Source organism: Pararhizobium gei, from assembly GCF_029223885.1.
Taxonomy (GTDB): domain Bacteria; phylum Pseudomonadota; class Alphaproteobacteria; order Rhizobiales; family Rhizobiaceae; genus Pararhizobium; species Pararhizobium gei.
Window position 1 is genome coordinate 3,059,674 of record NZ_CP119409.1, and the last position, 25,529, is coordinate 3,085,202.

Here is a 25,529-nt window from a genome sequence, read left to right on the forward strand (position 1 = left end):
GCGGATGACAATCGATTTCTCGCCGCTCCTTCCCTGGCCCGCCATCGCAGCGCTTGCGCTTGCTGCCGCTCTTCTCTCGGCACTCGGCTTCTGGTGCGGTATTCGCGGCGCCGTGTTCCGCACGGCGGCGCTTGCAGCTCTCGTGCTGGCGATCGCCAATCCCGTTTTCTATCAGGAAGAGCGCGAACCCCTGTCCACTATCGTCGGCGTAGTCGTTGACCGCAGCCAAAGCCAGGACAATGCCGGTCGCCGCGAGATGACGGACCAGGCGCTTGCGACGCTCAAGGAGCGGCTTGCAAGGTTCCCGCAGATTGAAGCCCGGATCGTCGAAGCCGCCGACGACGAAGATACCGAAACACCCTCGACCAAGCTCTTTACGGCGCTGAGAACGGCGCTCGCGGATGTTCCGCCCGCCCGCGTCGGCGGCGCGATCTTCATAACCGACGGCCAGATTCACGACGTGCCCGACGTCAACCAGCCGCTCGGCTTCGATGCGCCCGTGCACGGGCTGATCACCGGCAAGCCTGACGAATTCGACCGGCGCATCGAAATCGTCAGCGGCCCGCGTTTTGGCATCGTCGGCGAAGAGCAGAAAATCTCGTTTCGCATTGCCGATGACGGTGCATCGCCGGGCGGAACGGCAGAAGTCTCGATTAGCCTCAACGGCAACGAGATCGCCCGCGAGATAGCGGAGCCCGGTACCGACGTTCCCTTTGCCTTCACGGTGCCGCGCGGCGGCAACAATATCCTCGAATTCGCGGTTGCACCCGTGCCCGGCGAAGTGACGCAGGCGAACAACCGCGCAGTCCACGTTATCGACGGCATCCGCGAGAACTTGCGCGTCCTCCTGGTCTCCGGCGAACCGCATTCCGGCGAGCGCGCCTGGCGCAACCTCCTGAAATCCGACGCCGCCGTCGATCTCGTGCATTTCACCATCCTGCGCCCACCGGAAAAACAGGATGGAACGCCGATCAATGAACTGTCGCTGATCGCTTTTCCGACTCGCGAGCTGTTCGTCGAGAAGATCCAGGAATTCGACCTGATCATCTTCGACCGCTACCAGCACCGCGGCGTGCTGCCGATCCTCTACTATGACAATATCGCCCAATATGTCGAAAACGGCGGTGCGCTTCTGATTGCCGCCGGCCCGGAGCATGCTGGTGACGATTCGATCGCGACCACGCCGCTTTCCGCCGTCTTGCCGGCGACGCCGACGGGCTTCATGACCGAAAAGGCCTTCTATCCCCGTCTGTCGGACGAGGGAAAAAAGCACCCGGTGACCCGTGGCCTTCAGGGCGCGACCAGCGAGCCACCGCAATGGGGGCGCTGGTTCCGGACGGTCGATGTCGATCCGCCGCTCGGTCAGACGGTCATGCAGGCGGCGGATGGCAAGCCGCTCCTCGTGCTCAATCGCGTCGGCAAAGGCCGGGTCGCCATGCTGCTTTCGGACCAGGGCTGGCTTTGGGCTCGCGGCTTTGAAGGCGGCGGCCCGAGCGTGTCGCTCTACCGCCGCACAGCCCACTGGCTGATGCAGGAACCGGCGCTGGAAGAAGAAGCGCTCACTGCCCATGCGCGCGGCCGCACGCTGGAAATCGCCCGTCAGACGATCGCCGGCGATCCTGGAGAAGCGACGCTGACTTATCCTTCGGGCAAGACGGAAAGGGTTGCCCTGACGGAAGGCGAGCCCGGCCTCTACAAAGCAAGCCTGCGCACGACCGAGACGGGTCTTTTTGACATCGCCAATGGAGACCTGAACACGCTGGTCCATATCGGCAGCGTTGACGCACCGGAGTTCAAGGCAACCATCTCGACCACGGAAACGCTCGACCCCTGGGCCGAAAAGACCAAGGGACTTGTGCGACGGCTCGCCTCGGCCGAGGGACCCGTGGACTTGCCGGCGCTTCTGCCCGTTCGCGGCGCTGTCCGCGTCGCGGATGATCAGCGCCTGTCACTGCGTCTGACGGACGAAACCGTGCTGAAGGGCATCAACTCGCTACCGCTCTTTGCTGGCTTCCTCGGCCTGGCCGCCCTGCTGTTCGTTCTCTCGGCAACCTGGCACCGCGAGGGACGCTAAAGCTTTATACGGGCGACAGGCAAGATAGCTTGACTTGCCCGATGATCGGAGACGTCGCGCCAGCCAATATCGCCGATCAACCGCGCATGGACGTCAGCCGCCATGGGCGCGACGAGAATTCGCTGGGGATCGACAGGGCCGGGAAAATTCAACGCGGCATAGGCAACTTTTTCGAAGCCGAGCGGCTGGTAATACGGCGGATCGCCGACGAGGATCACCGCTTCGGAGCCGCTGCGACGCGCGGCATCGACGGCAATCCGAACCAGTTCTCGGCCAATGCCGCGGTTCTTGTGCGACGGGCGCACGGCAAGCGGCCCGAGCAGATGTCCCTTGACCGTGCCGGCAAGCACAGGCGTCATCCTGACGGAAGCGATCGTCTCACCGTCATCGGCGCAGACGAACGACAACGACAGGTCATGCGTTCCCTGCTCCCGGATACGCGCGGCGGCGCGGGCGAAACGACCGGGACCGAAAGCTTCTTCATTGATGACTTCGATGGCTGCGTCATGGGACGCGTCTTCCGTGAGGTAGACGAGATCGTGCTTTTTCATAAACATCAGAAAACCGTGCATGCGAGGACGTGGGGACAGAACGACGCCTGAAAGGGCGTTTTCAACATCAGCGTCGTCGTGGGCTTCCTGGCAGAAACATCAGATCGAAATCCGTTCGCGTGAAAAAGACTGGAAGGCCGATAGCAGAATTCGCGGCCCGGTCAAAGCCTAAAACGCAGTGTTCAGCATTTGCGGCCTGTATGCCCCGGCATTTACCGCTATCTATCATTCTACAAAACGATACATCGCGACACGGCGCTTCAGGAGAAAATCGATGGGCATGCTGGTTCACGGCGTCTGGCACGACGTCTGGTACGACACGAAGGAAACCAAGGGCCATTTCAAGCGGGCGGCATCGCAATTCCGCAACTGGATAACGGCCGACGGAACAGCCGGCCCCTCTGGCGAGGGAGGGTTCAAGGCCGAGGCGGGCCGGTATCATCTCTACGTGTCCCTTGCCTGTCCCTGGGCGCATCGGACGCTGATCTTCCGCACGCTGAAAAAGCTGGACGACCTCATCACGGTATCGATCGTCGATCCTCTGATGCTGTCCAAGGGATGGGAGTTCAAGAACGAGAACGGCGGCACTGTCGATCATCTGTTCGGTTCGGAAGCGCTTTGGCAGGTTTATGTCAAAGCCGATCCGTCTTATTCCGGCCGCGTAACGGTGCCGGTCCTCTGGGACAAGGTGCAGAACCGGATGGTTTCAAACGAATCCTCCGAAATCATCCGCATGTTCAATTCCGCTTTCGACGCTCTGACCGGCTCGACAGACGATTTTTATCCACAGGACCTGCGCGGCGAGATCGATGGTCTGAACGAGCGTATCTATGACACGGTCAACAACGGCGTTTACAAAGCGGGCTTCGCCACCACGCAGGATGCCTATGAAGAGAATGTCGTGCCACTCTTTGCGACGCTGGATGCTTTGGAAGAGCGGCTAACGACACGCCGGTATCTGACCGGCCCCCAGATCACGGAAGCGGATTGGCGGCTGTTTACAACGCTGGTGCGTTTCGATCCGGTCTATGTCGGCCATTTCAAATGCAATATCCGCCGCATCGCCGACTACCCGAACCTGCAGGCCTATCTGCAGGATCTCTACCAGGTGCCTGGCGTCTCGGACACGGTCAATCTCGATCATATCAAACAGCATTACTACCGGAGCCACACGACCATCAATCCGACGGGCGTCGTTCCAGTGGGCCCGCAGCTGACGCTCGACGCAGCGCACGGGCGCGAAGTTCTATCCGCCTGATTCTACCAGATATCGGCTGGTGGAGTTCCTCCCGATAGCTCCGCAAGACGCCGGCGTGTTGCCGGCGTCGTCGCTTCCGGAAGCGCATCGAGCGCGAAGAAGCCTGCCTCCAGAATTTCCCGGTCTGGCAACCGCGGCTCTGTCTGCCGAACCTCCTGGCATCGGTAGAACAGCACATGGTCGCGTTTGCTCGTCCGCTTGTTGAAATAGACATGGAAAAGCGCCGGCGCTTCGGTCAAGTGCAGATTACCCTCCTCCCGCAATTCCTTGACGAGCGCGTCGAAGGCGGTTTCATTCCGCTCTATGCCGCCACCCGGCATATGCCAGCCCGGCACATAGGAATGGCGCACGAGGAAAATGCGGCCCGCGCTGTCGAAACAGGCAGCGCGAACTCCGAGCGTCATACCCCTCGCAAAGCTGAAATAGCCATGAATCAAACGGGTGACGAGACGCGTTTTCCAGCTGCGCATTTCCGGTGGTCGATCCGTCGCATTGCTCCGGCCTCGTTCGTTTTGCTCTGACAAGGATAAATTGCTCCGATTGATTCCCCTTTTTCGGAATATGCGCTAGGTACCCCTCATGTTCAAACTTGCCCATATATCCGACATTCATCTCGGCCCGCTTCCCGACCTGTCCTTTCGCGAACTCGTGTCGAAGCGCATCACTGGCTTCGTCAACTGGCACCGCAACCGCCGCAACCATATGGTCGGCGACACGCTGAACCTCCTGATGGACGAGATCGAGCGCATCGGTCCCGACCATCTCGCGATAACCGGCGACCTGGTCAATCTCGCCTCGTCGCGCGAAATCGAAATCATGACGGAATGGCTGAAGGAGGCGGGCGAGCCTCAGAACATTTCCGTGGTTCCCGGAAATCACGATGCCTATGTTCCGGGTGCCTACGAGAAAACCACCAAGGCGTGGTACCCCTATATGCGCGGCGAAGGCAGCCCGGCAGACTGGGACGACGATTTTCACTGCTTCCCATATATGCGTATCCGCGGACCGGTGGCGCTCATCGGCTGCTCGACAGCCGTTGCGACGCCTCCCTTCGCGGCAAGCGGATATTTCGGCAGCCGCCAGGCACGCGAGACGGTCAACCTCCTGCGCGCCGCTGGCGAAGCGGGTTTGTTCCGTGTCGTCATGATCCACCATCCACCGATCCGTGGTGCGGCGTCCATGCACAAGCGCATGCTCGGCATCCGCCGCTTTGGCGCCACCATCTCGGCGGGCGGCGCCGAGCTCGTTCTGCACGGCCACACCCATCTGAACACTGTGTATTCGCTGAAAGGCCAGATCAAACCGGTGCCCGTAGTCGGCATCGCGTCCGCCTCGCAGGGTCCGGGGGGAAAGAAACCACCGGCAGCCTTCAACCTGTTTTCAATCTCGGGCAATCCCGGTCAGTGGGAGCTCGTTCGCGAGCGGTTCGAACTGATGGGGGATGGAAAGACGGCGACGCTTGCGGAAATGACGCAGTTCTGATCGTCAATCCCTACTCGCCAAAACAACAAAACGGGGTATGCTTGATATGACCGGCCTCGGCCCTCCGTCATGGCAGGCTTGGGCCTGACGGTACGACCGGCAAGGCCCACTGCCCGCAACAGCGTCAATCAGGAGAGAACGATGATTCACAGCAAGACCGCCCTGACCGCCCTCTATTGTCTCTCCATCGTTGGTTTCGGACAGGCCGCATGGGCTGCCGGCGAAGACACGTCCAATCCGCCGGAAAAGACCAAGACCTCGACTGAATGCACCAGCGGTAAAGTCTGGGACGAGGCAAAAAAGGAATGCGTCGACGCCAAGAAGAGCGGACTCTCCGACGATATCCTGTTCAAGGCGGCACGCGAGCTGGCTTATGCCGGCCAGTTTGAAAACGCCCTGAAGGTTCTCGATGCCGTCGGCGACCAGTCGAGCGCCCGCGTTCTCAATTACCGCGGCTATGCCAACCGCAAGGCGGGACGCATGGAACTCGGCATGAGCTATTACCGGAAAGCACTTCAGGCCGACGAAAACTACATTCTCGCCCGCTCCTACATGGGGCAGGCGCTGGTCGAACAGGGTCAGATCGAGGAAGCCAGAGTACAGTTGGTCGAAATCCGCGATCGCGGCGGCGAAGACAGCTGGGCTTATCGGGCTCTTCTGGAGACGCTGGGCGGCGTGCGCCAATACTGACGAGAGAGCCCGAGGCCTATCCTGCGGGCATCTTTCTTGGAAAACGGTGTGGGGAACGTTTAAATAGTCACCGACGCGCGGCCTGCGGCTTGCGAACTGCGGGTCAAATGTTTCATATCAACCGGCATGTATATCGACCCGGATGAATAAAGACCCCATCCGGGACGTTCTTTGGAAGAGCAATGCGTCCAGCGGCAGAATCGAACGAATTCAGACGTGACTTGGTCAGTGTGCTGCCCAAGCTGCGGCGTTTTGCGATGACGTTGACGCGCAATTCGGCGGATGCGGACGACCTGGTTCAGGAGGTCTGCGAGCGGGCGATCACCCGCAGCCACTTGTGGAACGGAGAAGGCCGCCTCGAGAGCTGGATTTACGCAATGACACGCAACCTCTGGATCGATGAAATCAGGAAGCGCAGGGTGCGAACCGGCAGCGGCACCATCGACGCATCGGAACAGGACGAATTGTCGGTTGAAGCTTCCGGCGAAAAGGCCGTCTACGCCAACCAGCTACAGAAAATGATCCTGTCCATGCCGGAGGGTCTGGCGAGCGTCTTCGTTCTGGTCAATGTCGAGGGCCACAGCTATCGCGAAGCCGCCGACATATTGAAGATCCCAATCGGGACAGTGATGAGCAGGCTTTCGACGGCGCGTATGCGTCTGGCCGCCATGATCACCGAGACGGCAGAAAGGAGGGCCTGACCAGTGCAAAGCACGAAAGGGCTCGCGCTCGAAGTTCGGCTGTCCGCCTTTATCGACGGCGAAGTGACTGACGAGGATCGCAAGGAACTGGAGCAGCTGATTGCCCGCGACGATGAGGCGCGACGGCTGTTGGAGACCCTGAAGTCGGGCACTGCTTTTGGCAACAAGGCATTCGAGGAGTTTCTCCACGATCCGGTGCCGCTTTCGCTCGTGCGTGGTATCAAACAAGGCACCGCGGCCAATCCCAAGGCAGCACGCGTCATCCCTGCGGCGGCGCGCAAGACGAAGGTCAAGATCTGGCCCCGCGCACTGGCGGCCTCAGTGACATTGCTTCTTGTCGGCGGTTCCACGGGTTTCCTGATCGGCAAGACCAGCGACGACGATGCACGACTGACGAAAACCGCGGCGGCCCGGACCTGGCTGGACGATATTGCCGACTATCATCGTGTTTATTCGCGCCAGACAGCCGAACATCTGGTGGAAGTTCGCCCCTCGTCGGACGGCCGGATGGAGAGCTGGCTGGCATCGAGCGTCGGGGTCAATTTTTCCCTGCCGGATCTTGGCGAACGCGGCCTGACATTCGAAGGTGCCCGCCTGCTGGTCGCAGCCGGCAAGCCGGTCGCCCAGCTGATCTACAAAAACGACAGCGGCGACGTCTTTGCGATCTGTTTCCTGAAAGGCAAGCCTGGACAGCCGGATTCGAAAATGACCGAAAGCATCAACGACGATATCTCCATGATCTCATGGCAGAAGAACGGCGCATCCTACGTGGTCGTCGGCCCGTCCTCAGAGGCAAATCTCGAGCAACTTGCCGACGCCGTCGAGACGACGATCTGAGGCTTGGGTTCCAAAAACACACGAAGCTCAATCGCCGTTCCGGTCGTGGCCGGTTTGAACACTGAAATGGCTGCGCCGCATTGTTGGCGCAGCCATTTTTCTGGCGCTAAGCTTATAGCGAGACTGACTGTTGTTGAAGAACGCGGTTGGCAGCGGAAACGATGGCTTCGAGGGACGCTGCGACAATGTTGGTGTTGATCCCTACGCCAAACAGCTTCCCGCCGGGATATTCCACTTCGACATAGGCGATGGCCGCTGCATTCGAGCCGTGCTGCAACGAATGCTCGGAATAGTCTGCAACCGACATGTCGACGCCGAGATAGATCGACAAGGCATTGATGAAACCGTCGATCGGCCCTGTACCCTGGCCCTCGATCCGCTTCGTTTCCCCTTTGTCGGTAATCTCGGCGGCCACAATGCGCACGCCCTTGTGCTCGCCGACCGGGTAGGTGTGATGATCGACAAAGCGGATGCGTGCGCCTGGCTGCTCCACATAGCGCTCCAGGAAGCGCGCATGGATCGCTTTCGACGGCAATTCCTTGCCGTGTTCATCTGTGATGCGCTGGATGTCCTCGCGGAATTCGACCTGCAGATTGCGCGGCAGGTTGATGCCGTAATCCTCTGCCAGGATGTAGGCGATGCCGCCCTTGCCCGACTGCGAATTGATACGGATGATCGCCTCGTAGGAGCGTCCGACATCCTGCGGATCGATCGGCAGATAGGGCACTTCCCACTGCGGCTTGTTGGCGACCTTGATCGCTTTCATGCCCTTGTTGATCGCATCCTGGTGCGAGCCTGAAAAAGCCGTGTAGACCAGTTCGCCGACGTAGGGGTGGCGTTCCGAGATCGCCATCTGGTTGGAATATTCGTAGACATCCTTGATCCGCTCGATATCCGAACAATCGAGTTCAGGATCGACCCCTTGTGTGAACATGTTGAGCGCCAGCGTTACGACGTCGACATTGCCGGTGCGCTCCCCATTGCCGAACAGGGTGCCTTCGACACGGTCGGCTCCCGCCATCAGTCCCAATTCCGTCGCCGCAATGCCGGTGCCGCGGTCATTGTGCGGATGCAGCGAAATGATCAGGTTCTCGCGGTCGTCGAGGTTGCGGCACATCCACTCGATCTGGTCGGCATAAATGTTCGGCGTCGCCATCTCGACGGTCGAGGGCAGATTGAGGATCAGCTTGTTGTCAGCCGTCGGCCGGATGATTTCGGTCACCGCATTGCAGATCTCCAGCGCGACCTCCAGTTCGGTGCCGGTAAAGCTCTCGGGCGAATATTCGAAGCGGAAATCGCCGCCCGCCTTCGCCGCCATGTCGGTGATCATCTTGGCAGCGTCGGTAGCGATCTGCTTGATCCCCCGCACATCCTTCCCGAACACCACGCGTCGCTGCAGCTCGCTTGTCGAATTGTAGAAGTGAATGATCGGCTTCGTCGCCCCCTGCAGGGCTTCGAAGGTACGCGTGATCAGCTCCGGGCGGCATTGCACCAGCACCTGCAGCGACACGTCCGCAGGCACATTGCCTTCCTCGACGCACCAGCGGGCAAAATCGAAATCCGTCTGCGAGGCGGAGGGAAAGCCGATCTCGATCTCCTTGAAGCCCATATCGAGCAGCAATTGAAACATCCGGGCTTTGCGGTCATGGCCCATCGGATCGACCAGCGACTGGTTGCCGTCGCGCAAATCGACCGAACACCAGATCGGCGCCTTGGTAATGGTTTTGCCCGGCCAGGTGCGATCGGGAATGTCAATCTGGGGATAGGATTGATATTTGACCGCGGCTTCGGGCATGCCCTGCTTGACGGTGTGGGATTTCATGATCATTGCGGCTTCTCTTCATGTCTGAGGCGCATTTGTGCCTGCAATAACCGATCGACGGTCGCATTGCGACGGCAAAATGCCAACTCTCGGGTTCTTTTCGTGTCTGAAATCAGGGATGACAAGGAGCTGGGGCCGGTGGGCTTTCGGCCACCGGGCGCTCCTTTAAAGAACCCGGCAACCGCGTGTAAGGCCGAGAAGAAGAAGCGAGGCGCACGAACGGTCCGCAAAGGCAGTCTGCCCGCGGAAACCCTGTCCGATGATGATTGCGCCCGTCTTTAACATGAGGCGATGTATAGCCGCAGATGATAGCAAGGGCAAGTCTCGATCGCAGTCGTTGAAAATGTAGCCGCTTGCAGCTACATTGGCCGTATGACGCAAATCCCGATCCGTGAGGCCAAGAACAAGCTGACCGAACTTGCCCGCCGCGTCGAAGCAGGCGAGCGCATAACCGTGACCCGGAACGGCAAGCCGGTAATGGAGCTTGTGCCAGCGAAGGAGACTGGGGGGATCAATTGGGAGGGTGGAAAAGCCTACAAAAAGGAGCGTGGGATAACAAATTTCTTCGGAGAAATTCCAGCTGATTTCGATGACCCGCTAGCTGAAGATTTCCTTATCACACCCTTGCCGCCTCTGCAGGGAAAGTAAGAGTGGCAAGATTGTTGGACACACATATCTTCCTGGCAATTGTTGAAGAGCGTATTGCCACACTTCCTTTATCGATCCGGGAAGAAATCTCAAATCCGAATGGAAGATTTTACCTGAGCGTCGCAAGCTTGTGGGAAATCGCGATCAAGCATCGTCTGGGCAAACTTCTGCTGAAAACAGGGCTTGAAGAGCTTCCCGAAACAGCGCGAAGTTACAATATCGCGCTGATTTCCATCAACGAACATCACGCGCTCGCACCCGTAACCCCGGAACCACCAACACGTGATCCGTTCGACAGACTTCTACTCGCCCAATGCGCTGTCGAAGGCATGAAACTCGTGACAATCGATACGGCGCTTGCCGGTCATCCGCTTTCCGCGACCGCCTGACCACGAAAAACCCCGCCGGAAAGAAACCGGCGGGGTCTGAGACGTCGTTCAAGACCAATGTCAGATATCTGACTGCGAGGTCACAATGCGCGAGACGAGGCCGTAGGCCTTGGCTTCCTCGGCGGACAGCCAGTAATCGCGGTCCGTGTCCTTGGCGATCTTTTCATAGGACTGGCCGGTGGCTGCCGCGAAAATCCGGTTCAGGCGCTCGTTCATCTTGATGATTTCGCGTGCCTGGATCTCGATATCCGACGCCATGCCACGTGTGCCGCCCGAGGGTTGATGCAACAGGAAACGCGTGTTGGGCAGGCAAATGCGGCGTTCCTTCGGAGCCGCCACGTAGATCAGCGCGCCCGCAGAAGCGACCCAGCCCGTTCCGATCATCCAGACCTTCGGCTTGATGAACTTGATCATGTCGTGAACGGAATCGCCGGACTCGACGTGTCCGCCAGGCGAATTCACATAGACGCGGATGTCTTCGTCGCTGGCCGCGGACAGCGCAACAAGCTGCGTGTTGACCTTCTGCGCCAATTCCTGCGTGATCGAGCCGTAGATGAAGATCGAACGCGACTTGAAAAGGTTCGCCTCCGTTTCCTTGCCAAGCGGCAGTTCCTTTGTCTTGTCGTCGTCTTCTTCGTTCATGCGAACTCTCCCGCGAAATAAATTCAAATGTTCTGCCGCTGTCAGATAAGGCGACTCGACCGCGAAAACAATGCAACAAAACCGGTTGCCGACGAAAGGGCCAATCCGCGACCGCATGTCGCTATGGTAAAGGCGTCCCTTTCCGGCAAATGCCGTATGGACAGACGCGCAATGCGCCATAAGATGGACGACGCCAGATCAGCATCGGCGGGTTGCCTTCCATCTCCCGCCCCTCGACGGGGAACATCATGAAAAGACGCATTCTTATCGCAGCGACCGCTTTCGCCGCCTCATCCGCACCTGCCTTTGCCCATCTTGGTCCTGCGGAGCACGGTTCCCTGGCGGCCGGCTTCATGCATCCGCTCTCGGGTGCCGATCATATCCTTGCCATGGTCGCTGTCGGCCTTTGGGCGGCGCAGATCGGTGGCCGCGCGCTCTGGGCCGTGCCCGGCGCCTTTGTCGCCATGATGGCGGCCGGCTTCGGGCTCTCCATGGCCGGTGGCCATCTGCCCCTGGTCGAGCCGGCAATCCTCGCTTCGGTCGTTGCGCTTGGCCTGCTGCTTGCGATGGCGGCGCGTCTCCCCATCGCAACCTGCGCCGCGATTGTCGGCATCTTCGCGATGTTCCATGGTTATGCCCACGGCGGCGAACTGGGCTTCGCCAGTGCCTTGCCCTTCGGTACGGGATTTGTCCTTTCAACCGCGCTCCTGCATGGTGTCGGGATGGCACTCGGGTTCGGCATCGGAAGAATGCCTTCCAGCATGACGCTCTCCCGCGTCATTGGCGGCATGACGGCTGCTGCCGGACTGGCGCTGGCCTTCAACTGACCAGATCCCGCTGGACAAACCAAGTGGCGGCAACAATGCCGCCATTTTATGTTCAGCCGCGGCCGCGATAGGGCTGGACACCCTGGTCCGGCAGCCAGACGCCTTCCGGCGGCTTGCCGGTCTGCCAGAAGACATCGATCGGAATTCCGCCGCGTGGATACCAGTAGGCGCCGATCCTCAGCCATTTCGGAGCCAGCAGGTCGACCAGCCGCTTGGCGATATCGAGCGTGCAGTCCTCATGAAAGGCACCGTGATTGCGGAACGCATGAAGGTAGAGCTTCAGCGACTTCGATTCGACCAGCCACCCATCCGGCACATAGTCGATCACGATATGGGCGAAATCCGGCTGGCCGGTCATCGGGCAGAGCGAGGTGAATTCCGGCGCTGTGAAACGCACGACATAGTCTATATCATTGTGACTGGCCGGCACGCGCTCGAGCACGGCGCCCTCCGGGCTGTGCGGCGCCGCCACTGTCTGGCCGAGCTGGGACAGGCCTGAAACATCGGTCTTCGTCATATCGTCATTCCTTCTATCACCTTGACCCTGTTGCCATGAGCCTTCTCGCTCTCCGGTTCGACATGAATGGCAATCTGTGCACCGGGATTGACCGCGCGGATCGCATCCTCCAGCCGGTCGCAAATATCATGCGCATCGCCGACGGGCATGGCGGAGGGCACGACCATGTGAAAATCGACGAAAATCACCGCGCCGGCCTCGCGTGTCTTCAAGTCATGCACTCCGAGCGAACCGGTCGCGTTTGCGGCAATCGCCGTCTTGATGGCCGCTTCCTCGTGCGCCGGCACTGCCTTGTCCATCAGACCGTTGATCGAACGCGCGATGACTTTCCAGCCCTGATAGAGAATATTGCAGGCGACAACAACGGCCAGCAGCGGATCGAGGATCGCATAGCCGGAGACAATCGCAAGCACCAGTCCGATGAGAACCCCGGCTGAGGTGACCACGTCCGAGAAAATGTGATGGCCGTCGGCGGAGAGCGCCGGCGAGCGCAGCGTCCGCCCAGCACGAATGAGCACAGCGGCCCAGACAGCGTTGATCACGCCAGCCAGCAGATTGATCACAAGACCCAGCGCTGGCGCATCCGGCAGCCGTGGCGCCAGGAGAGCCGGTATCGCCTCGAAAACGATCAGCAGCGCGGCGACGATGATGAGCACGCCCTCAAGGACCGCAGAAATATACTCCGCCTTATGATGCCCGAACGGATGACCTGCATCCGCAGGCCGGGCGGCATAGCCAATGACAACGAAGGCAACGACGGCTGCGACGACGTTGACGATCGATTCCAGTCCATCGGACAGAAGGGCCACCGAACCTGTGACCCACCATGCAAGCATTTTCAGCCCGAGAACGGCGATGGCAAGCGGAATACCCCAGAACGCAAGGCGCTGCGCGGTGCCTGCCGTCTGTGTTTCCATTGTCGTCTCCTGCATATGCGAACGAGTTGCAAAAACTGGCCGTTAGAACGTCGAAACCGCCGAAGCGGTGGGCGCTTCGGCGGTTTCGGTTGGCATGGATATGGTTCAAGCGTGGCGCTTTGTCAAAGCGTCAGTCTCAATATTGCGATCGGCTTCGGGCAGGCCCAGCAAAATCGCTCATCACGCCGCCTTGATCTTGACGCGCTTGGCCAGATGCGCCACGACGTTTTCGATCATCCGCATGCCGGCGTCGCCGCCGAGCGTCATGATTGATTCCGGATGGAACTGCACGGCTGCGATCGGCTCCTTCATATGCTCGATCCCCATGATCGTGCCATCGTCGCTTTCAGCGGTGATCATGAACTCCCGTGGCAGCGTCGAAGGGTCGGCAAAGATCGAGTGATAGCGGCCGACCGTCACTTCCTTTCCGAGGCCGGAAAAGACAATGCCCGGTTCCAGCACGCGGATGCGCGAGGGCTTGCCATGCATGGGGACGGCAAGCTGACGCAGATCGCCGCCATAAGCTTCTGCGAGCGCCTGAAGGCCAAGGCAGACACCGAAGATCGGCAGGTCGCGGGCGCGGGCTTTCTTGATCGTCGCCTTGCAGTCGAAATCCTTTGGCCTGCCGGGGCCGGGCGACAGCACAAGCAGGTCAGGCTTCACGCGATCGAAAATCTCGTCGGCCACGGGCGAGCGAACGGTGGTGACGATCGCGCCTGTCTGACGGAAATAATTGGCCAGCGTATGGACGAAACTGTCCTCGTGATCGACGAGCAGGATGTTGACGCCGGTGCCGACGGGCGCGACGTCACGGCCGGTGCCGCCTTTATTGGCGGATTTGGCATCGCGGATGGCTGCAATCATGGCAGAGGCCTTCAGTTCGGTTTCGGCTTCTTCTTCTTCAGGGTTGCTGTCGTTCAGCAATGTCGCCCCTGCCCTGACCTCGGCGATCCCGTCCTTGATGCGGATGGTGCGCAAGGTGAGGCCGGTGTTCATGTCGCCATTGAAGCCGACCATGCCGATCGCGCCACCATACCATGCGCGCGGGCTCTTTTCATGGCTTTCGATAAAACGCATCGCCCATAGCTTCGGCGCACCGGTTACGGTCACCGCCCAGGCATGCGACAGGAACCCGTCGAAAGCATCCATATCGTCGCGCAAACGGCCCTCGATATGATCGACCGTGTGGATAAGGCGCGAATACATTTCGATCTGCCGCCGGCCGATGACCTTCACCGAGCCCGGAACGCAGACGCGGGACTTGTCGTTGCGATCGACATCCGAGCACATGGTCAGCTCGGATTCGTCCTTCTTGGAGTTCAGCAGTTTCAGAATCTGCTCGGAATCCGCGATCGGATCGTCGCCGCGCTTGATCGTGCCGGAGATAGGGCATGTCTCGATGCGGCGGCCGGAAACGCGCACGAACATTTCCGGCGAGGCGCCGACCAGATATTCCTGATGTCCGAGATTGATGAAGAACGAATAAGGCGACGGATTGATCGCCTTCAGACGTTTGGAGATTTCCGACGGTTTGCTCTCGCAACGCTCGTAGAACTTCTGGCCCGGCACGACCTCGAACAAATCACCACAGCGGAAACTCTCCTTCGCCTTCGTGACGAGTTCGGCATATTCCCCCGGACGATGATCGCCATGCGGCGGGATACTGTCCACCGTGCGGAAAGGATCTGGCGCGCTGTCGCCCGCCTTGCCCTGCGTTGTCAGGCCATCTTTGGCAAAGTCGTAGCGATCGATCCACGCCTTTGCCGCGTAATGATCCACGACGAGAATTTCATCGGGAAGGAACAGCACCATGTCGCGCTGATCGTCCGGACGCTTGAGCTTGAGCTCGATCGCGTCGAACTGAAAGGCAAGATCATACCCGAACGCTCCGTAGAGACCGAGGCTCGAGTCCTCCTGCGAATAAAAGATATTCGTCACGGCCCGCAGCACGGTGAACACCGTCGGCATCTTCGAGCGCTCTTCTTCGGTGAAAACCCGGTTTGGCTCGTTGATGGTCAGATCGAGGCGGCGGCTGGTGACTGTGCCAAGCGTGATGTCGGCGACAGCAGCCAGCGCCTGCGTGATCATCGCCAGAAGGGCTTCGCCACGCTCGTTATACGCCTCGATCCACAGAGCACGGCCAAAGGAAGAGATGCCAAGCGGCGGATCGACGATTGCCGTGTCCCAGCGGGTATAACGGCCGGGATATTCATAATTGGAGGAAAACACCGCACCGCGGCACGCGTCCAGCTTATCGACATAGCCGGAGATCGCTTCGCCATAGGGTGCTTCGCGCCGCCGACGGGTAACGGTGATGCCCCCCTTGGTCACATAGCTCTCGGCACCGTCGTCAAGAATAATCGTCGCCATCTGTCGCTCCGTTCAGGCCCGTCATTCAGCGGCCCGAATACAAAAAAAGCCGCCTCGAAATCTCCGGGCGGCTTGTGCTCTCAATCACGCATGACTGGTCAAGGCCGCCTTAGCGAGCCCACCACCAGATTGCAATGTTGCGTGTCTGTGTCATGAGGGAAGTGTTAGCGCGAGACGCGCAATTGCGCAAGCGGACGCCGGCGGAAAAGTATAATCGCTTTTTCCACCGGTCTTCGCAGCGTTACGCAGGCAACCGCAACGACATCTGAGCCTGAACGCCCTTCGCATCAGAGGCAAAGGCGGCCGCCACATTTCGGGTCAGTTCGCCGGGGAACACTTCCTCCGTTCCGGCCTCGACGGCATCGAGCGTTTCGCTTACGACATCGAACGGCTTCAGACGGGGTTCCGGCAGGCTGCGCCCCATATCGGTATCCACCTGGACCGGCATAATCGCTACCACCTGTGTGCCCTGAGCCAGCAGTTCCGCTCGGATGGAGCGGCTGGCGGAAAGGGCTGCCGCTTTCGAAGCGGAATAGGTTCCAGCCGATGGCAATGTCACCAGCGACAAGAAGGACAGCACATTCACGATGCTGCTCCGCGGCGCCTTGGCGAGGATCGGCGCGAAGGCTTTGGACAGCGATAGTACGCCGAAATAATTGACCTCCATCTCCTGCCGGGCGACCGAGAGATCGGAGGCGGAGATGACACCCTGCTCGCCAGCGAAGCCCGCATTGTTGATCAGGAGTGTAAGGTCTGTAGCCGCCTCGAAGGCGTCGGCGACGTCGGCTGCATTGGTCACGTCAAGCTTCAGCGGCACCAGACGTGCTGGATCGATAGCAACTAGACTGGCAAGCGCTGAGAGGTCACGCGCGCCGAGATAGACCTTGCTTGCACCACGACGCAAGAGCTCGGCGACAAACTCGCGTCCGATGCCGCGATTGGCACCGGTAACGAGAGCGACGGAATTTTCAATTTTCTGGGACATGAGTTTTCTTTCGTTTTGTGTGTATATGCACTATATGAGCTTTGGATTTGCGGCGTTTCGGAGCCTTCATGTGTGGACAGGAGTGCCGACGGGGATCGCCAGAAGCATCTGGCGTAGACTGTCCGCATGCTCGGCACCCACCAGCCCGACATATTCCGCCTGTGCGGCGTGCCAGCATGCAGCGCTGTCGGCAAGCTTTTGCAGACCCGTGGAAGTCAGCGACAACAGCAGTTTTCGCGAACCCTTACCGTCCGGTCTACTGATGACGTACCCATCCCGCTCCAGAGGCTTTAGCGCGCGCACCAGAGTGGTCCGGTCCATGACCATCGCTTCCGCCATCTCCGCCATGCCGACCTTTCCCGCATCAGCGATATAGGCCAGCAAAGAAAACTGCGTCGCAGTGATCCCCGCCTCGGCGTAATGCCGCTCAAAAAGCTGCGATACGAAACGTGCGGCCTGACGAATGGCAAAACAGTTACAGGTTGAGATCAACGACGTTGCTTTCATGTTCAAAATATGTATGTGCATATGCACTTTGTCAAGAGAAAATTGAAACACAAAAGGGAGCGGCCTTCACTGACCGCTCCCTTGTCGATTGACGTGGGCAGAGTTCAAAAGCGCTGTGTCAGCGAAATCTTGAAGGTCCGGCCCGGCTCGGAATAGTAAGCCTTGCCCGGCGATGTCGGGGACAATGTTACGTCGCGCACGCTGATGGCGTCGTAATATTCCTTGTCGAACAGGTTGTAGACCCCTGCCCTGACGGTCAGTCCCTCGACCTGTTCGGGCTTCCACCAGCTCGTGAGATCGACCAGGCCGTAGCCGGGAACGCGCGGGAATGTCGAATCCGTTTCCCTTGATTGCGCCTTGACCGCGATGAACGTCAGGTCCGCCCCCCAGGTCTCCGTGGCATAGCCGGCGCCGAGCACACCCTTCAGTGGCGCTACGGACGCGAGCTTGACGCCGGTCTCCCGGTCTTCGCCGTCGGCATAGGTCAACGAACCGTTGATATGGAAACCGGAGGCGAAGGATTTATGCGCCGAAAGCTCTAAACCATAAATCCGCACGCGATCGCGGTTGACATACTGCGTCGTGCCGAACGGATAGCCCGGCTCCTGCGGCACGTCGCTGCTGGTGTCGATGAAATTGCGATACTTGTTATAGAAGCCGGTGATGCGGCCGCCGAAATCCGCGTCACCCAGATTGGCGCCAATCTCGAAGCCATTGCTGGTCTCCGGCTTCAGATCGGGATTTCCAAGCCTGAGATAGGTTCCCGGCGCACCATAGTCGAGATAGAGTTCGGTCGCGGTCGGGGAGCGGAAGCCCATTGCCCATTGCGCAAAGAGTTCGACATTCTCGGCTGCTTCGTATTTTGCCAGGAGTTTCGGCGAAAACTGGTCACCGTTCTGACCGGGCGGCATGCCGTCGAAATTCGGATTGCCCGTATAGGCCGCCGTGTCCTGCGGCGACTGGTCGTACCAATCGTAGCGCAGGCCGGGTGTCAGCGAAAAGCCGCTCGCGCCGAAGGCGATTTCGTCTTCAAGATAAATGCCGAATTTTTTCGTATCGACATCCGGCATATCCGCCTGGTTTGTGTGCAGGAAGTTGCAGGAAGGCGTCGGGATCTCATCGCAGCTGTCTTCGCCGCGCGAATACTGCGTCGTCGTGCCAACCGAAAAATCGCCGCCCAGCCGGACCGTGTGGCCAAGCCTGCCGGTGTCAAAGTTCTTTTCGAGATAACCCGCACCGCCGAAGGATCGGTTTTCGACTTCGCTGTTGCGGGTGTAGTCGCCGATGACCGATGTATGCCGATAACCGGACTTGCCGCTGTCACGGGTGAGATCCTGCCAATAGAACACGGCATTGGCCGCATCGATCAGCGCGCCCTCATCGACCGCCTCGAACTCGTAGTTCAGCGAAACGCGGTCGCGCTTGATGGCTTCATTGCCATCCCAACCGCCCGGCTGGTAGTTTCCGCCGACGGATTGCTCCGTGCGCAGGTCGATATCCTTGTCGCGGTCGAAGCGTTCGCCGGTCAGGGTGAAGGTATGGCCTGTGTCCGTATATTGCTTGACCTTGACCAGCACGTTCTTCTGGTCAAAATCAGCCGGGTTCTGCGCCGTGCGGCCCGGGCCGTAAAAGTCGTCGCTGCCGCTATTGTCCGTCTCGTGGCCCTTCTTGTAGCCGCCCTGGAACAGGACGGCGGTGTTGCCGTACCGCGCCGCCGCTGCGGCGGATGTTGCCCAGCTCTCGTCCTCGCTGTCATAGGCAAACTTGAAGATGCCGCCCCAGGTCTTGCCTTCGCCGATCAGATCTTCCGGCTGCAGCGTGCGCAGAACGACGGCGCCGCCAAGCGCGCCGTCGCCGGCCCGGCTGGAATCGGCGCCGCGAACCACATCTGCCGCCGACAGTGCGTCGAAATCGAAGCTGTCGATGCCGCCGTCCGCATCGCGCGCGCCATCGTCCAGATAGGGAATGGCGATGCCGTCGATGGTCGTCTGGACGCGCGCTCCGTCAAGACCGCGAACATTGACGCTGCCATTGACCCGGTTGAAGCCGACGCCTGGCTGCAGCGAGCGGCCCAGATCCTCAAAGGACGAGACCTGATTGTCCTGGATCTGCTCGGCGGTCGTCTCGGTCGCCAGGGGCGTGTCGGCGACACCCTTTGCACGCTCGTCCGTAACGGTAAGCTTCTTCAGCACCGTCACATTGCCGTCCGGAGAGGCAACGGGTTTTACCTCCTGCGCAAGCGACATCTGGGGGAGAAAATTGACGGATAAGAACGCCGCGCACGCCATCAGGGCCGCGCAGTGATGCCGGGTAATCATGGACCGATCCTTTAATAAAAACACCGGGCTGGCTGCTGAGACAGGGGAGCTCAAAGGGCTGGCTGGGCATGGGCTGGAAAGCGCTGAACGATTTGCAGAGCGTTTTCTTCCTCTACCGGTTAGAAAACATGATTATTATTGTCAACAAATAAATGCCACGATCCAGACAAACTTTCGCCAAGGGCTTGCTGGCGTGCCGGATAGGCAACGGTGGATCGTTTTCGCCGGGAAATGCAACCCTGCGCCCTGCGAATGCGTTGTCATGCGACCCCTGCCATCCCGGGCAGGGCGGAGTTTCATATGCACAGCCGAATCCTTGCTTCCTTTGTCTCTATCGCCATCCTCTCCGGCGCCGGCCTTCCGGAGAAAGGTCCGGTGCCTGAACAAAAACCCGTAGCCGCGGAGGAAAAGACGCCGACGAACGTGGAAAAGCCAAGGGATGAAAAGCCGAAGGATGAAAAACAGGCGCAACCCGAAGCCGGCGCCAGCGAGATGTCCCCCTCGAAAGACGCCATGGCGCCCGCAAAAGCGGAAGATCCCCTGCCCGAGCTGAAAATCGAACCGGAAAACACGGACCAATACGCAATTTGTCTTATCGCGCTGAAAGAGATCGGCGCCGAATTCAAGGAGATAAACCGAATCGATGACGGCAAAGGCTGCGGCATCGACAAGCCGCTGACGCTTCAGACTGTCCTGCCCGGTGTCGCGCTCAAGCCGGAAGGGATCATGCGCTGCGAAACCGCCCTGGAACTGGCGCGCTGGACAAAGGACGCGGTCCTCCCGGCTGCCAAAGCGGCACTCGACAGCGAAGGCCCGCTGACCGCCATCAACCAGGCATCGAGCTATATCTGCAGGTTGCGCAACAACGCGGCCACGGGCAAAATCTCCGAACATGCCCGTGGCAATGCCATCGATATCGCCTCTTTCACCTTCAAGAGCGGCAAGGCGGTAGAAATACAGCCGAGAGACGAGGATGCGACCCTCGCGGGTGCCTTCCAGCGTGCCGTGACGGCCACGGGCTGCCTCTATTTCAAAACCGTTCTCGATCCCGGCAGTGACGAAGCGCATGAAACCCACCTGCATTTCGACGTTATGGAGCGGAAGAACGGCTACCGCTATTGCCGGTAGGTTTTAATGAACGGCGCGAGAGGGAAAAGAGCGACACTTGTGATCGCGCCCGTCTTGCCTGCTGCTCGCAAGCACACCATCTGTGACGCTGGAAGCCGGCTTGAAGGACCCTCAGATGACCGTTTCGATGTATAAACTCTCAGTTCCCGTCTTCATCCGCGGGCTGCGCGTTCTCGCAGGCTTGCTCGACAAGGCGGAAGCCCATGCTGCGGAAAAGAAAATGCCGCTGGAGGACTTGGTCAACGCCCGGCTCGCGCCGGACATGCTCCCGCTCTCGGGCCAGATCCAGCGCGTCAGCGACACCGCAAAGAACGCCATCGCTCGGCTGACCGATGTCGCAGCGCCGTCTTTCCCCGACGTAGAAACGTCATTTGCAGAACTGCGGGAACGCATCGCCAAAACGATTGCCTTTCTGGAAACCGTCAAGCCGTCCGATCTCGACGGGAGTGAAACCCGTGAGGTAACGCTGACGTTCCCGAAAATGAAATTCACCTTTGCCGGCGACGACTACGTGCTGAAATTTGCACTGCCCAACTTCTTCTTCCACGTCGCGACTACCCACGACATCCTGCGCAATCAAGGCGTCGGCATCGGCAAACTGGACTATCTCGGAGCGTCGATCTGACAATGCAACCGGCCTGGGCGCAAAAGACGCGTCCAGCCAACTTCGCGGTTAGAACAGCCCTTCGATAAATCCGTCGTCGTTGAGGAAAATCCTCTCGGATGATGGCGATCTCGGCAGGCCGGGCATCGTCATGATCTCACCGGTGATGACCACCACGAAGCCAGCGCCGGCCGAAAGCCTCACCTCGCGGATGGTGACAGTGTGGCCGGACGGCGCACCCCTCAGGTTCGGATCGGTCGAAAACGAATATTGCGTCTTGGCCATGCAGACCGGAAGATGGCCGTAGCCCTGTTCCTCCCAGCTTCTCAGTTGCTCGCGCACGGCATCGGAGGCCACGACCTCGCCAGCATGATAGATGTCCTTGGCGATGGTCTCGATTTTCTCCAGAAGCGGCATCTCATCGGGATAGAGCGGCGAAAACTGCGAGTGTCCACTATCGGTAATTTCGACGACTTTACGCGCCAGATCCTCGATACCGGCTGACCCTTCGGCCCAGTGTTTGCAGAGCACCGCTTCCGCCCCGAGCGTCGCCACATAGGTCTTGATCGCTTCGATCTCCGCTGGCGTATCGAGGGTAAAATGGTTGATCGCGACGACCACGGGCACGCCGAATTTCTTGACGTTTTGAATGTGGCGCCCGAGGTTGGCGCAGCCCTTGCGAACGGCGTCGACATCCTCGCTGCCCAGGTTTTCCTTGGCAACGCCGCCATTCATCTTGAGCGCCCGGGCGGTTACGACGATGACGGCGGCATCGGGCTTCAGCCCGGCCTTGCGACATTTGATGTCGAAGAATTTTTCAGCCCCGAGATCCGCGCCGAAACCGGCTTCGGTGACAACGTAGTCGGCAAGCTTCAGCGCCGTCGTCGTCGCCACGACCGAGTTGCAACCATGCGCGATATTGGCAAAGGGACCGCCATGGACGAAGGCCGGATTGTTTTCGAGCGTCTGCACCAGATTGGGCTGCATCGCATCCTTGAGCAGCACCGCCATGGCGCCGTCGGCCTTGATGTCGCGGGCAAAAACCGGAGTCTTGTCGCGACGATAGGCGATGATGATCTTGCCGAGACGCTGTTCGAGATCCTTCAGATCCCGTGCCAGACAGAGGATCGCCATGACTTCCGAGGCGACCGTGATGTCGAAGCCCGTTTCGCGCGGAAAGCCGTTGGAAACACCGCCCAGCGAGCCGACGATCTGGCGCAGCGCCCGGTCGTTCATGTCCATCACCCGCCGCCAGGAAATCCGGCGGATGTCGATATTCTGTTCGTTGCCCCAGTAGATATGATTGTCGATCAATGCCGCGAGCAGATTGTGCGCCGAGGTGATGGCGTGAAAATCGCCGGTGAAATGGAGGTTCATGTCCTCCATCGGCACCACCTGCGCATAGCCGCCGCCGGCCGCGCCGCCCTTGACGCCAAAACATGGCCCGAGCGACGCTTCGCGGATGCAGATGATGGCCTTCTTGCCAATCCGGTTCAGCCCGTCGCCGAGGCCCACCGTCGTCGTCGTCTTGCCCTCGCCCGCAGGCGTCGGATTGATCGCCGTGACGAGGATCAGCCGCCCGTCCTTGCGCCCCTGCTGCCGGGCGATGAAATCCGCCGTGATCTTGGCCTTGTCATGACCATAGGGGATCAGGTCTTCCGCCGGAATACCAAGCTTGCCCCCGATCTCCATGATCGGCTTTTTCGAGGCCGCGCGGGCAATCTCGATATCGGACTTTACCTTCGTCATCTCCGCGCTTTCCCCAAGTCGCAATTTGATCAAGCACATCCCAGCAATGCCCCCTGGAGGGACAATGCACCGGTTCCCCTCCGGCAGTGTTACCGCGCCAGAATATCGCGCATCTCGACGAGGTTCGACCGCACGCGCAGAATGTAGAAGCCCATCGTGGCGAGATGTGTGGCGAACAATCCGTCTTCGCGCGCATTTGAAATCAGCATCGGCTGGATGGACAGGCTCTTGCGCAGCTGCCTGAGGCTTTCTGACCAGATCGGGGTCAGGTTGCGCTCGGCTATGATGCTGTCGAAGTCGGCACCCGTCGCCGAGAGAATGCCGTAATAGCCGTAGAGCTGGCCATAGGCAAACCAGAAGCGGTCGTCGGCCCTCACGTCGAAAAGACCGCCATTATAGTTTTCCGAGCGTTCCCGCAGAATGGCAGATGTGCCGCCGATCGAACTGGCGATCCGATCCATGAATTCCAGAAAATTGTCTGCGCGTGCATCGAAGACAGCTGCACAGGTGGAAAGCGCCGTGTTGAAGGTCCGAAGATCATCCGCCGCGGCGCGATACTGCGTCGGCGTCGGCGTCAGGAACCCAAAGGGCGAGAGGCCGAAATACCAGTTGGTTTCGTCATACTGCATCTTGCTGCGGGCGCTCTGCAGCTGCGCATTGATGCCCGAGGTGCCGCGCATGCGCACCAGCGAATCCACAAGCTCGACCGTCGTGCGGCGCACCGCTTCGTTGACGCCACGCTGGAACGAAGCCTTGTTGTCGAGCCACGGCGTCTCATCCCAGTCGAGCCCGAAGAGCCCGGCCTTGTACAACACCATCGAAGAAATCCAGGCATTCTGATCGACGTTGAAATCGATCAGATCCGCCGTTACATCGACGATCGCAGAACGCTCGCAGCTATTGGCGGGTGCCGTCTGCCCTTCTGGCACCTTGACCGGCAGCCCAGCATCATTCTTGCGCTCGGCGAGATTGTAGCGGTTGACATAGTCGGGATCAAAATTCGTCCAGAGCTGCGTCTGCCAGAAGAAATAGCCATACAGGGCGACGAGAGCGATAAGGAGAAGGCCGAACGGACCCTTTATGATCCAGCTTCGTCCGCTGAACCAGGCACCTATCGCGACGAAGGGCGAGAGGACAAAGGCAATCGCCAGCCCGATGCCGCGGCCGATGGCAGAAAACACGCGCTGGAAAAACGCGACGATCGGATCAAGCATTGGTATCCTCCATGAGCCCGTAAAGACGTTTACGGAACGCCACCTTGTCCCTGAGATATGTGCCGGTCAGCGTCGCCACAACATATTCCCTGAACTTTTCATTGTAATGATCATAGGTCGCGTAAAACCCCTGCTTGTCGAAAACGAAGCGGGAGACGAAATCCCGCGGCACGAGCTGCGAAATCAGCCGGTTGGTCAGCCACTGGTCGGGGTGATCAGGCGCAGCGCGCACCAGAAGAAACCGGTTCTGCGGGGCAACCTCCTGCATTTTGATCGTGCCGGATGTCGCGATCGTGCGGATCATCGACTGCAGGAGCGGATAGGCGCCATCAGCCGATACCAGCGCCGAGTTGCGGTGCATCCAGGTCTGGAGCCAGATCGAATCGATGGCGGCGATGTCCATTGCGGGATCGGCCTGATTGACCAGCCCGCGCAAAACCATGTCGGCGCGATGCCGGTAGAGGCCGGAGCTTTCCACCCATGACGCCTGGGGCAATTGCAGTCTTTTCGTCGAGGCCAGGAATTCGTAGATGCGCTGATGGTCGGTCAAACCGATATAGCTGACCTGCCAGGGCCGGGAACGGCGGAAGCCCGGCACCGAGGGATCGCAGATCACCGTGGTGGTCTTCTCGTCAAGGAACACATAAACTCCGCCGAAATGATTGGCCCAATAGGCCTCGTGCCGGAAGACCAGTTGATCGGGCACCAGAGCATTTTCCCGGATATCGCCGGTGACTTTGGCAAGCTCGACCATGCGGTTCAGGAGCGCATCGTCCGCCCAGGCTGTCGGCTGCGTCTTCAGCCGGTCGACGAGCGCGCGCAACTCCGCGGCTTTCCCCAGCATGTCCTCGGCCGACATCACGCGAAAGCGCACTTCGTTGATCGACAGCAGGTCGTCGATGTCGTTGACGACGGAGACCGAGTCCTCGATCTCGCCGAACAGCGCATCCTTGATCGTCACAGCATTGATAGCACGCGCATTGGCCGCGAAGAACTCATGCATCAAAGCCGCAGTGTTGGAAAAGCTCGTATGGACAACAGGAAGTTCCTGCTGAGCAGGTGTGAGAATGATAAAGCGCCGGTTGACCCGGTTCGGATCGAGGTAATCGCGGTCGCCGATCTCGTCGGCGATTTCGGGCGAAAACCCGGTCATGTCAATGCTAAAGGTCGAGAGCGCGGTGGGGCGCAGGCCAAACCCCTGCAGCGCCTTGTTGTAGCGCGCAATCAGATGCGGCTCGGAAATTTCGAGCAGTCGGCCATAGATCAGTTCGGCTTCGAGGAGACGTTTCATGCGTTTGC

Annotated in this window: 24 protein-coding genes; 11 read left to right on the forward strand and 13 right to left on the reverse strand. The window is 59.6% G+C overall.

Features of this window, described 5'->3' with window-relative positions:
- Window positions 1–4: 4 nt before the first annotated feature.
- Window positions 5–2,074 (forward strand): hypothetical protein, encoded by a 2,070-nt coding sequence (locus tag PY308_RS14890; protein WP_275783949.1) that lies wholly within the window; start codon window positions 5–7, stop codon window positions 2,072–2,074.
- Here the strand turns inward: PY308_RS14890 and PY308_RS14895 are convergent.
- Window positions 2,071–2,625: a GNAT family N-acetyltransferase gene (locus PY308_RS14895; RefSeq protein ID WP_275791147.1), complete on the reverse strand. Its 555-nt coding sequence runs from the start codon at window positions 2,623–2,625 to the stop codon at window positions 2,071–2,073. The genes PY308_RS14890 and PY308_RS14895 overlap by 4 nt on opposite strands.
- Before the next feature lie 274 nt (window positions 2,626–2,899).
- Between PY308_RS14895 and PY308_RS14900 the strand changes: the two genes are divergently transcribed.
- A complete protein-coding gene (locus PY308_RS14900; RefSeq protein WP_275783952.1) occupies window positions 2,900–3,883 on the forward strand; it encodes a glutathione S-transferase family protein in 984 nt (327 codons plus the stop codon).
- Window positions 3,884–3,885: 2 nt separating this feature from the next.
- On the opposite strand, the gene PY308_RS14905 is transcribed toward PY308_RS14900, so the two are convergent.
- Window positions 3,886–4,353 (reverse strand): NUDIX domain-containing protein, encoded by a 468-nt coding sequence (locus PY308_RS14905; RefSeq protein WP_275783954.1) that lies wholly within the window; start codon window positions 4,351–4,353, stop codon window positions 3,886–3,888.
- A 109-nt stretch (window positions 4,354–4,462) separates the two neighbouring features.
- On the opposite strand from PY308_RS14905, the gene PY308_RS14910 reads away from it, so the two are divergent.
- The 4 genes from PY308_RS14910 to PY308_RS14925 all read left to right on the forward strand — a co-directional run bounded on the left by PY308_RS14910 (window position 4,463) and on the right by PY308_RS14925 (window position 7,593).
- Window positions 4,463–5,365, forward strand: a complete 903-nt coding sequence (locus PY308_RS14910; RefSeq protein ID WP_275783957.1) for a metallophosphoesterase family protein — start codon at window positions 4,463–4,465, stop codon at window positions 5,363–5,365.
- Between the two features lie 141 nt (window positions 5,366–5,506).
- The gene (locus PY308_RS14915) at window positions 5,507–6,055 is read left to right on the forward strand and encodes a tetratricopeptide repeat protein (RefSeq protein WP_275783959.1); all 549 of its coding nucleotides are present in this window, start codon (window positions 5,507–5,509) and stop codon (window positions 6,053–6,055) included.
- Between the two features lie 182 nt (window positions 6,056–6,237).
- Window positions 6,238–6,756, forward strand: coding sequence for an RNA polymerase sigma factor (locus PY308_RS14920; protein WP_275783962.1), 519 nt, complete (start codon window positions 6,238–6,240; stop codon window positions 6,754–6,756).
- A gap of 3 nt (window positions 6,757–6,759) precedes the next feature.
- Window positions 6,760–7,593, forward strand: a complete 834-nt coding sequence (locus PY308_RS14925) for an anti-sigma factor family protein (RefSeq protein WP_275783964.1) — start codon at window positions 6,760–6,762, stop codon at window positions 7,591–7,593.
- A 112-nt stretch (window positions 7,594–7,705) separates the two neighbouring features.
- Here the strand turns inward: PY308_RS14925 and leuA are convergent, their stop codons facing one another.
- The gene (gene leuA, locus PY308_RS14930) at window positions 7,706–9,421 is read right to left on the reverse strand and encodes a 2-isopropylmalate synthase (protein ID WP_275783966.1); all 1,716 of its coding nucleotides are present in this window, start codon (window positions 9,419–9,421) and stop codon (window positions 7,706–7,708) included.
- 366 nt (window positions 9,422–9,787) lie between these two features.
- On the opposite strand from leuA, the gene PY308_RS14935 reads away from it, so the two are divergent.
- Together PY308_RS14935 and PY308_RS14940 are read left to right on the forward strand one after the other, a co-directional pair.
- Window positions 9,788–10,063, forward strand: coding sequence for a type II toxin-antitoxin system Phd/YefM family antitoxin (locus PY308_RS14935; protein WP_275783969.1), 276 nt, complete (start codon window positions 9,788–9,790; stop codon window positions 10,061–10,063).
- A gap of 14 nt (window positions 10,064–10,077) precedes the next feature.
- On the forward strand, window positions 10,078–10,452 hold the full coding sequence (locus PY308_RS14940; protein ID WP_275783972.1) for a type II toxin-antitoxin system VapC family toxin: 375 nt from the start codon (window positions 10,078–10,080) through the stop codon (window positions 10,450–10,452).
- A 60-nt stretch (window positions 10,453–10,512) separates the two neighbouring features.
- On the opposite strand, the gene PY308_RS14945 is transcribed toward PY308_RS14940, so the two are convergent.
- Entirely contained in the window at window positions 10,513–11,094 is a 582-nt protein-coding gene (locus PY308_RS14945; RefSeq protein WP_275783975.1) for an ATP-dependent Clp protease proteolytic subunit, read from the reverse strand.
- 248 nt (window positions 11,095–11,342) lie between these two features.
- Between PY308_RS14945 and PY308_RS14950 the strand changes: the two genes are divergently transcribed.
- Window positions 11,343–11,921 (forward strand): HupE/UreJ family protein, encoded by a 579-nt coding sequence (locus PY308_RS14950; protein WP_275783978.1) that lies wholly within the window; start codon window positions 11,343–11,345, stop codon window positions 11,919–11,921.
- A 52-nt stretch (window positions 11,922–11,973) separates the two neighbouring features.
- Here the strand turns inward: PY308_RS14950 and queF are convergent, their stop codons facing one another.
- The 6 genes from queF to PY308_RS14980 all read right to left on the reverse strand — a co-directional run bounded on the left by queF (window position 11,974) and on the right by PY308_RS14980 (window position 19,535).
- Window positions 11,974–12,438, reverse strand: a complete 465-nt coding sequence (gene queF, locus PY308_RS14955) for a preQ(1) synthase (RefSeq protein ID WP_275783981.1) — start codon at window positions 12,436–12,438, stop codon at window positions 11,974–11,976.
- Window positions 12,435–13,355 carry a cation diffusion facilitator family transporter gene (locus tag PY308_RS14960; protein ID WP_275783984.1) on the reverse strand — a complete coding sequence of 307 codons (921 nt, stop codon included), beginning with the start codon at window positions 13,353–13,355 and terminating at the stop codon, window positions 12,435–12,437. Before PY308_RS14960 ends, queF begins: the two co-directional genes overlap by 4 nt.
- Before the next feature lie 180 nt (window positions 13,356–13,535).
- On the reverse strand, window positions 13,536–15,725 hold the full coding sequence (locus tag PY308_RS14965; RefSeq protein WP_275783986.1) for an anthranilate synthase: 2,190 nt from the start codon (window positions 15,723–15,725) through the stop codon (window positions 13,536–13,538).
- 241 nt (window positions 15,726–15,966) lie between these two features.
- Window positions 15,967–16,710, reverse strand: coding sequence for an SDR family NAD(P)-dependent oxidoreductase (locus tag PY308_RS14970; protein WP_275783988.1), 744 nt, complete (start codon window positions 16,708–16,710; stop codon window positions 15,967–15,969).
- Between the two features lie 66 nt (window positions 16,711–16,776).
- Window positions 16,777–17,202: a MarR family winged helix-turn-helix transcriptional regulator gene (locus tag PY308_RS14975; protein WP_275783991.1), complete on the reverse strand. Its 426-nt coding sequence runs from the start codon at window positions 17,200–17,202 to the stop codon at window positions 16,777–16,779.
- A 119-nt stretch (window positions 17,203–17,321) separates the two neighbouring features.
- A complete protein-coding gene (locus PY308_RS14980; RefSeq protein ID WP_275783994.1) occupies window positions 17,322–19,535 on the reverse strand; it encodes a TonB-dependent hemoglobin/transferrin/lactoferrin family receptor in 2,214 nt (737 codons plus the stop codon).
- A 300-nt stretch (window positions 19,536–19,835) separates the two neighbouring features.
- Here PY308_RS14980 and PY308_RS14985 point away from each other — a divergent pair, with 300 nt between their 5' ends.
- Window positions 19,836–20,663, forward strand: a complete 828-nt coding sequence (locus PY308_RS14985; RefSeq protein ID WP_275783997.1) for an extensin-like domain-containing protein — start codon at window positions 19,836–19,838, stop codon at window positions 20,661–20,663.
- Between the two features lie 115 nt (window positions 20,664–20,778).
- Window positions 20,779–21,288 (forward strand): DUF1993 domain-containing protein, encoded by a 510-nt coding sequence (locus PY308_RS14990; RefSeq protein ID WP_275784001.1) that lies wholly within the window; start codon window positions 20,779–20,781, stop codon window positions 21,286–21,288.
- A gap of 48 nt (window positions 21,289–21,336) precedes the next feature.
- Here the strand turns inward: PY308_RS14990 and PY308_RS14995 are convergent, their stop codons facing one another.
- The 3 genes from PY308_RS14995 to PY308_RS15005 all read right to left on the reverse strand — a co-directional run bounded on the left by PY308_RS14995 (window position 21,337) and on the right by PY308_RS15005 (window position 25,521).
- A complete protein-coding gene (locus tag PY308_RS14995) occupies window positions 21,337–23,016 on the reverse strand; it encodes a formate--tetrahydrofolate ligase (RefSeq protein ID WP_275784003.1) in 1,680 nt (559 codons plus the stop codon).
- 89 nt (window positions 23,017–23,105) lie between these two features.
- Window positions 23,106–24,230 carry a DUF2333 family protein gene (locus PY308_RS15000; protein WP_275784005.1) on the reverse strand — a complete coding sequence of 375 codons (1,125 nt, stop codon included), beginning with the start codon at window positions 24,228–24,230 and terminating at the stop codon, window positions 23,106–23,108.
- Window positions 24,223–25,521, reverse strand: a complete 1,299-nt coding sequence (locus PY308_RS15005; RefSeq protein WP_275784007.1) for a DUF6638 family protein — start codon at window positions 25,519–25,521, stop codon at window positions 24,223–24,225. The genes PY308_RS15000 and PY308_RS15005 overlap by 8 nt, the downstream gene beginning before the upstream one ends.
- Between the last annotated feature and the right edge of the window lie 8 nt (window positions 25,522–25,529).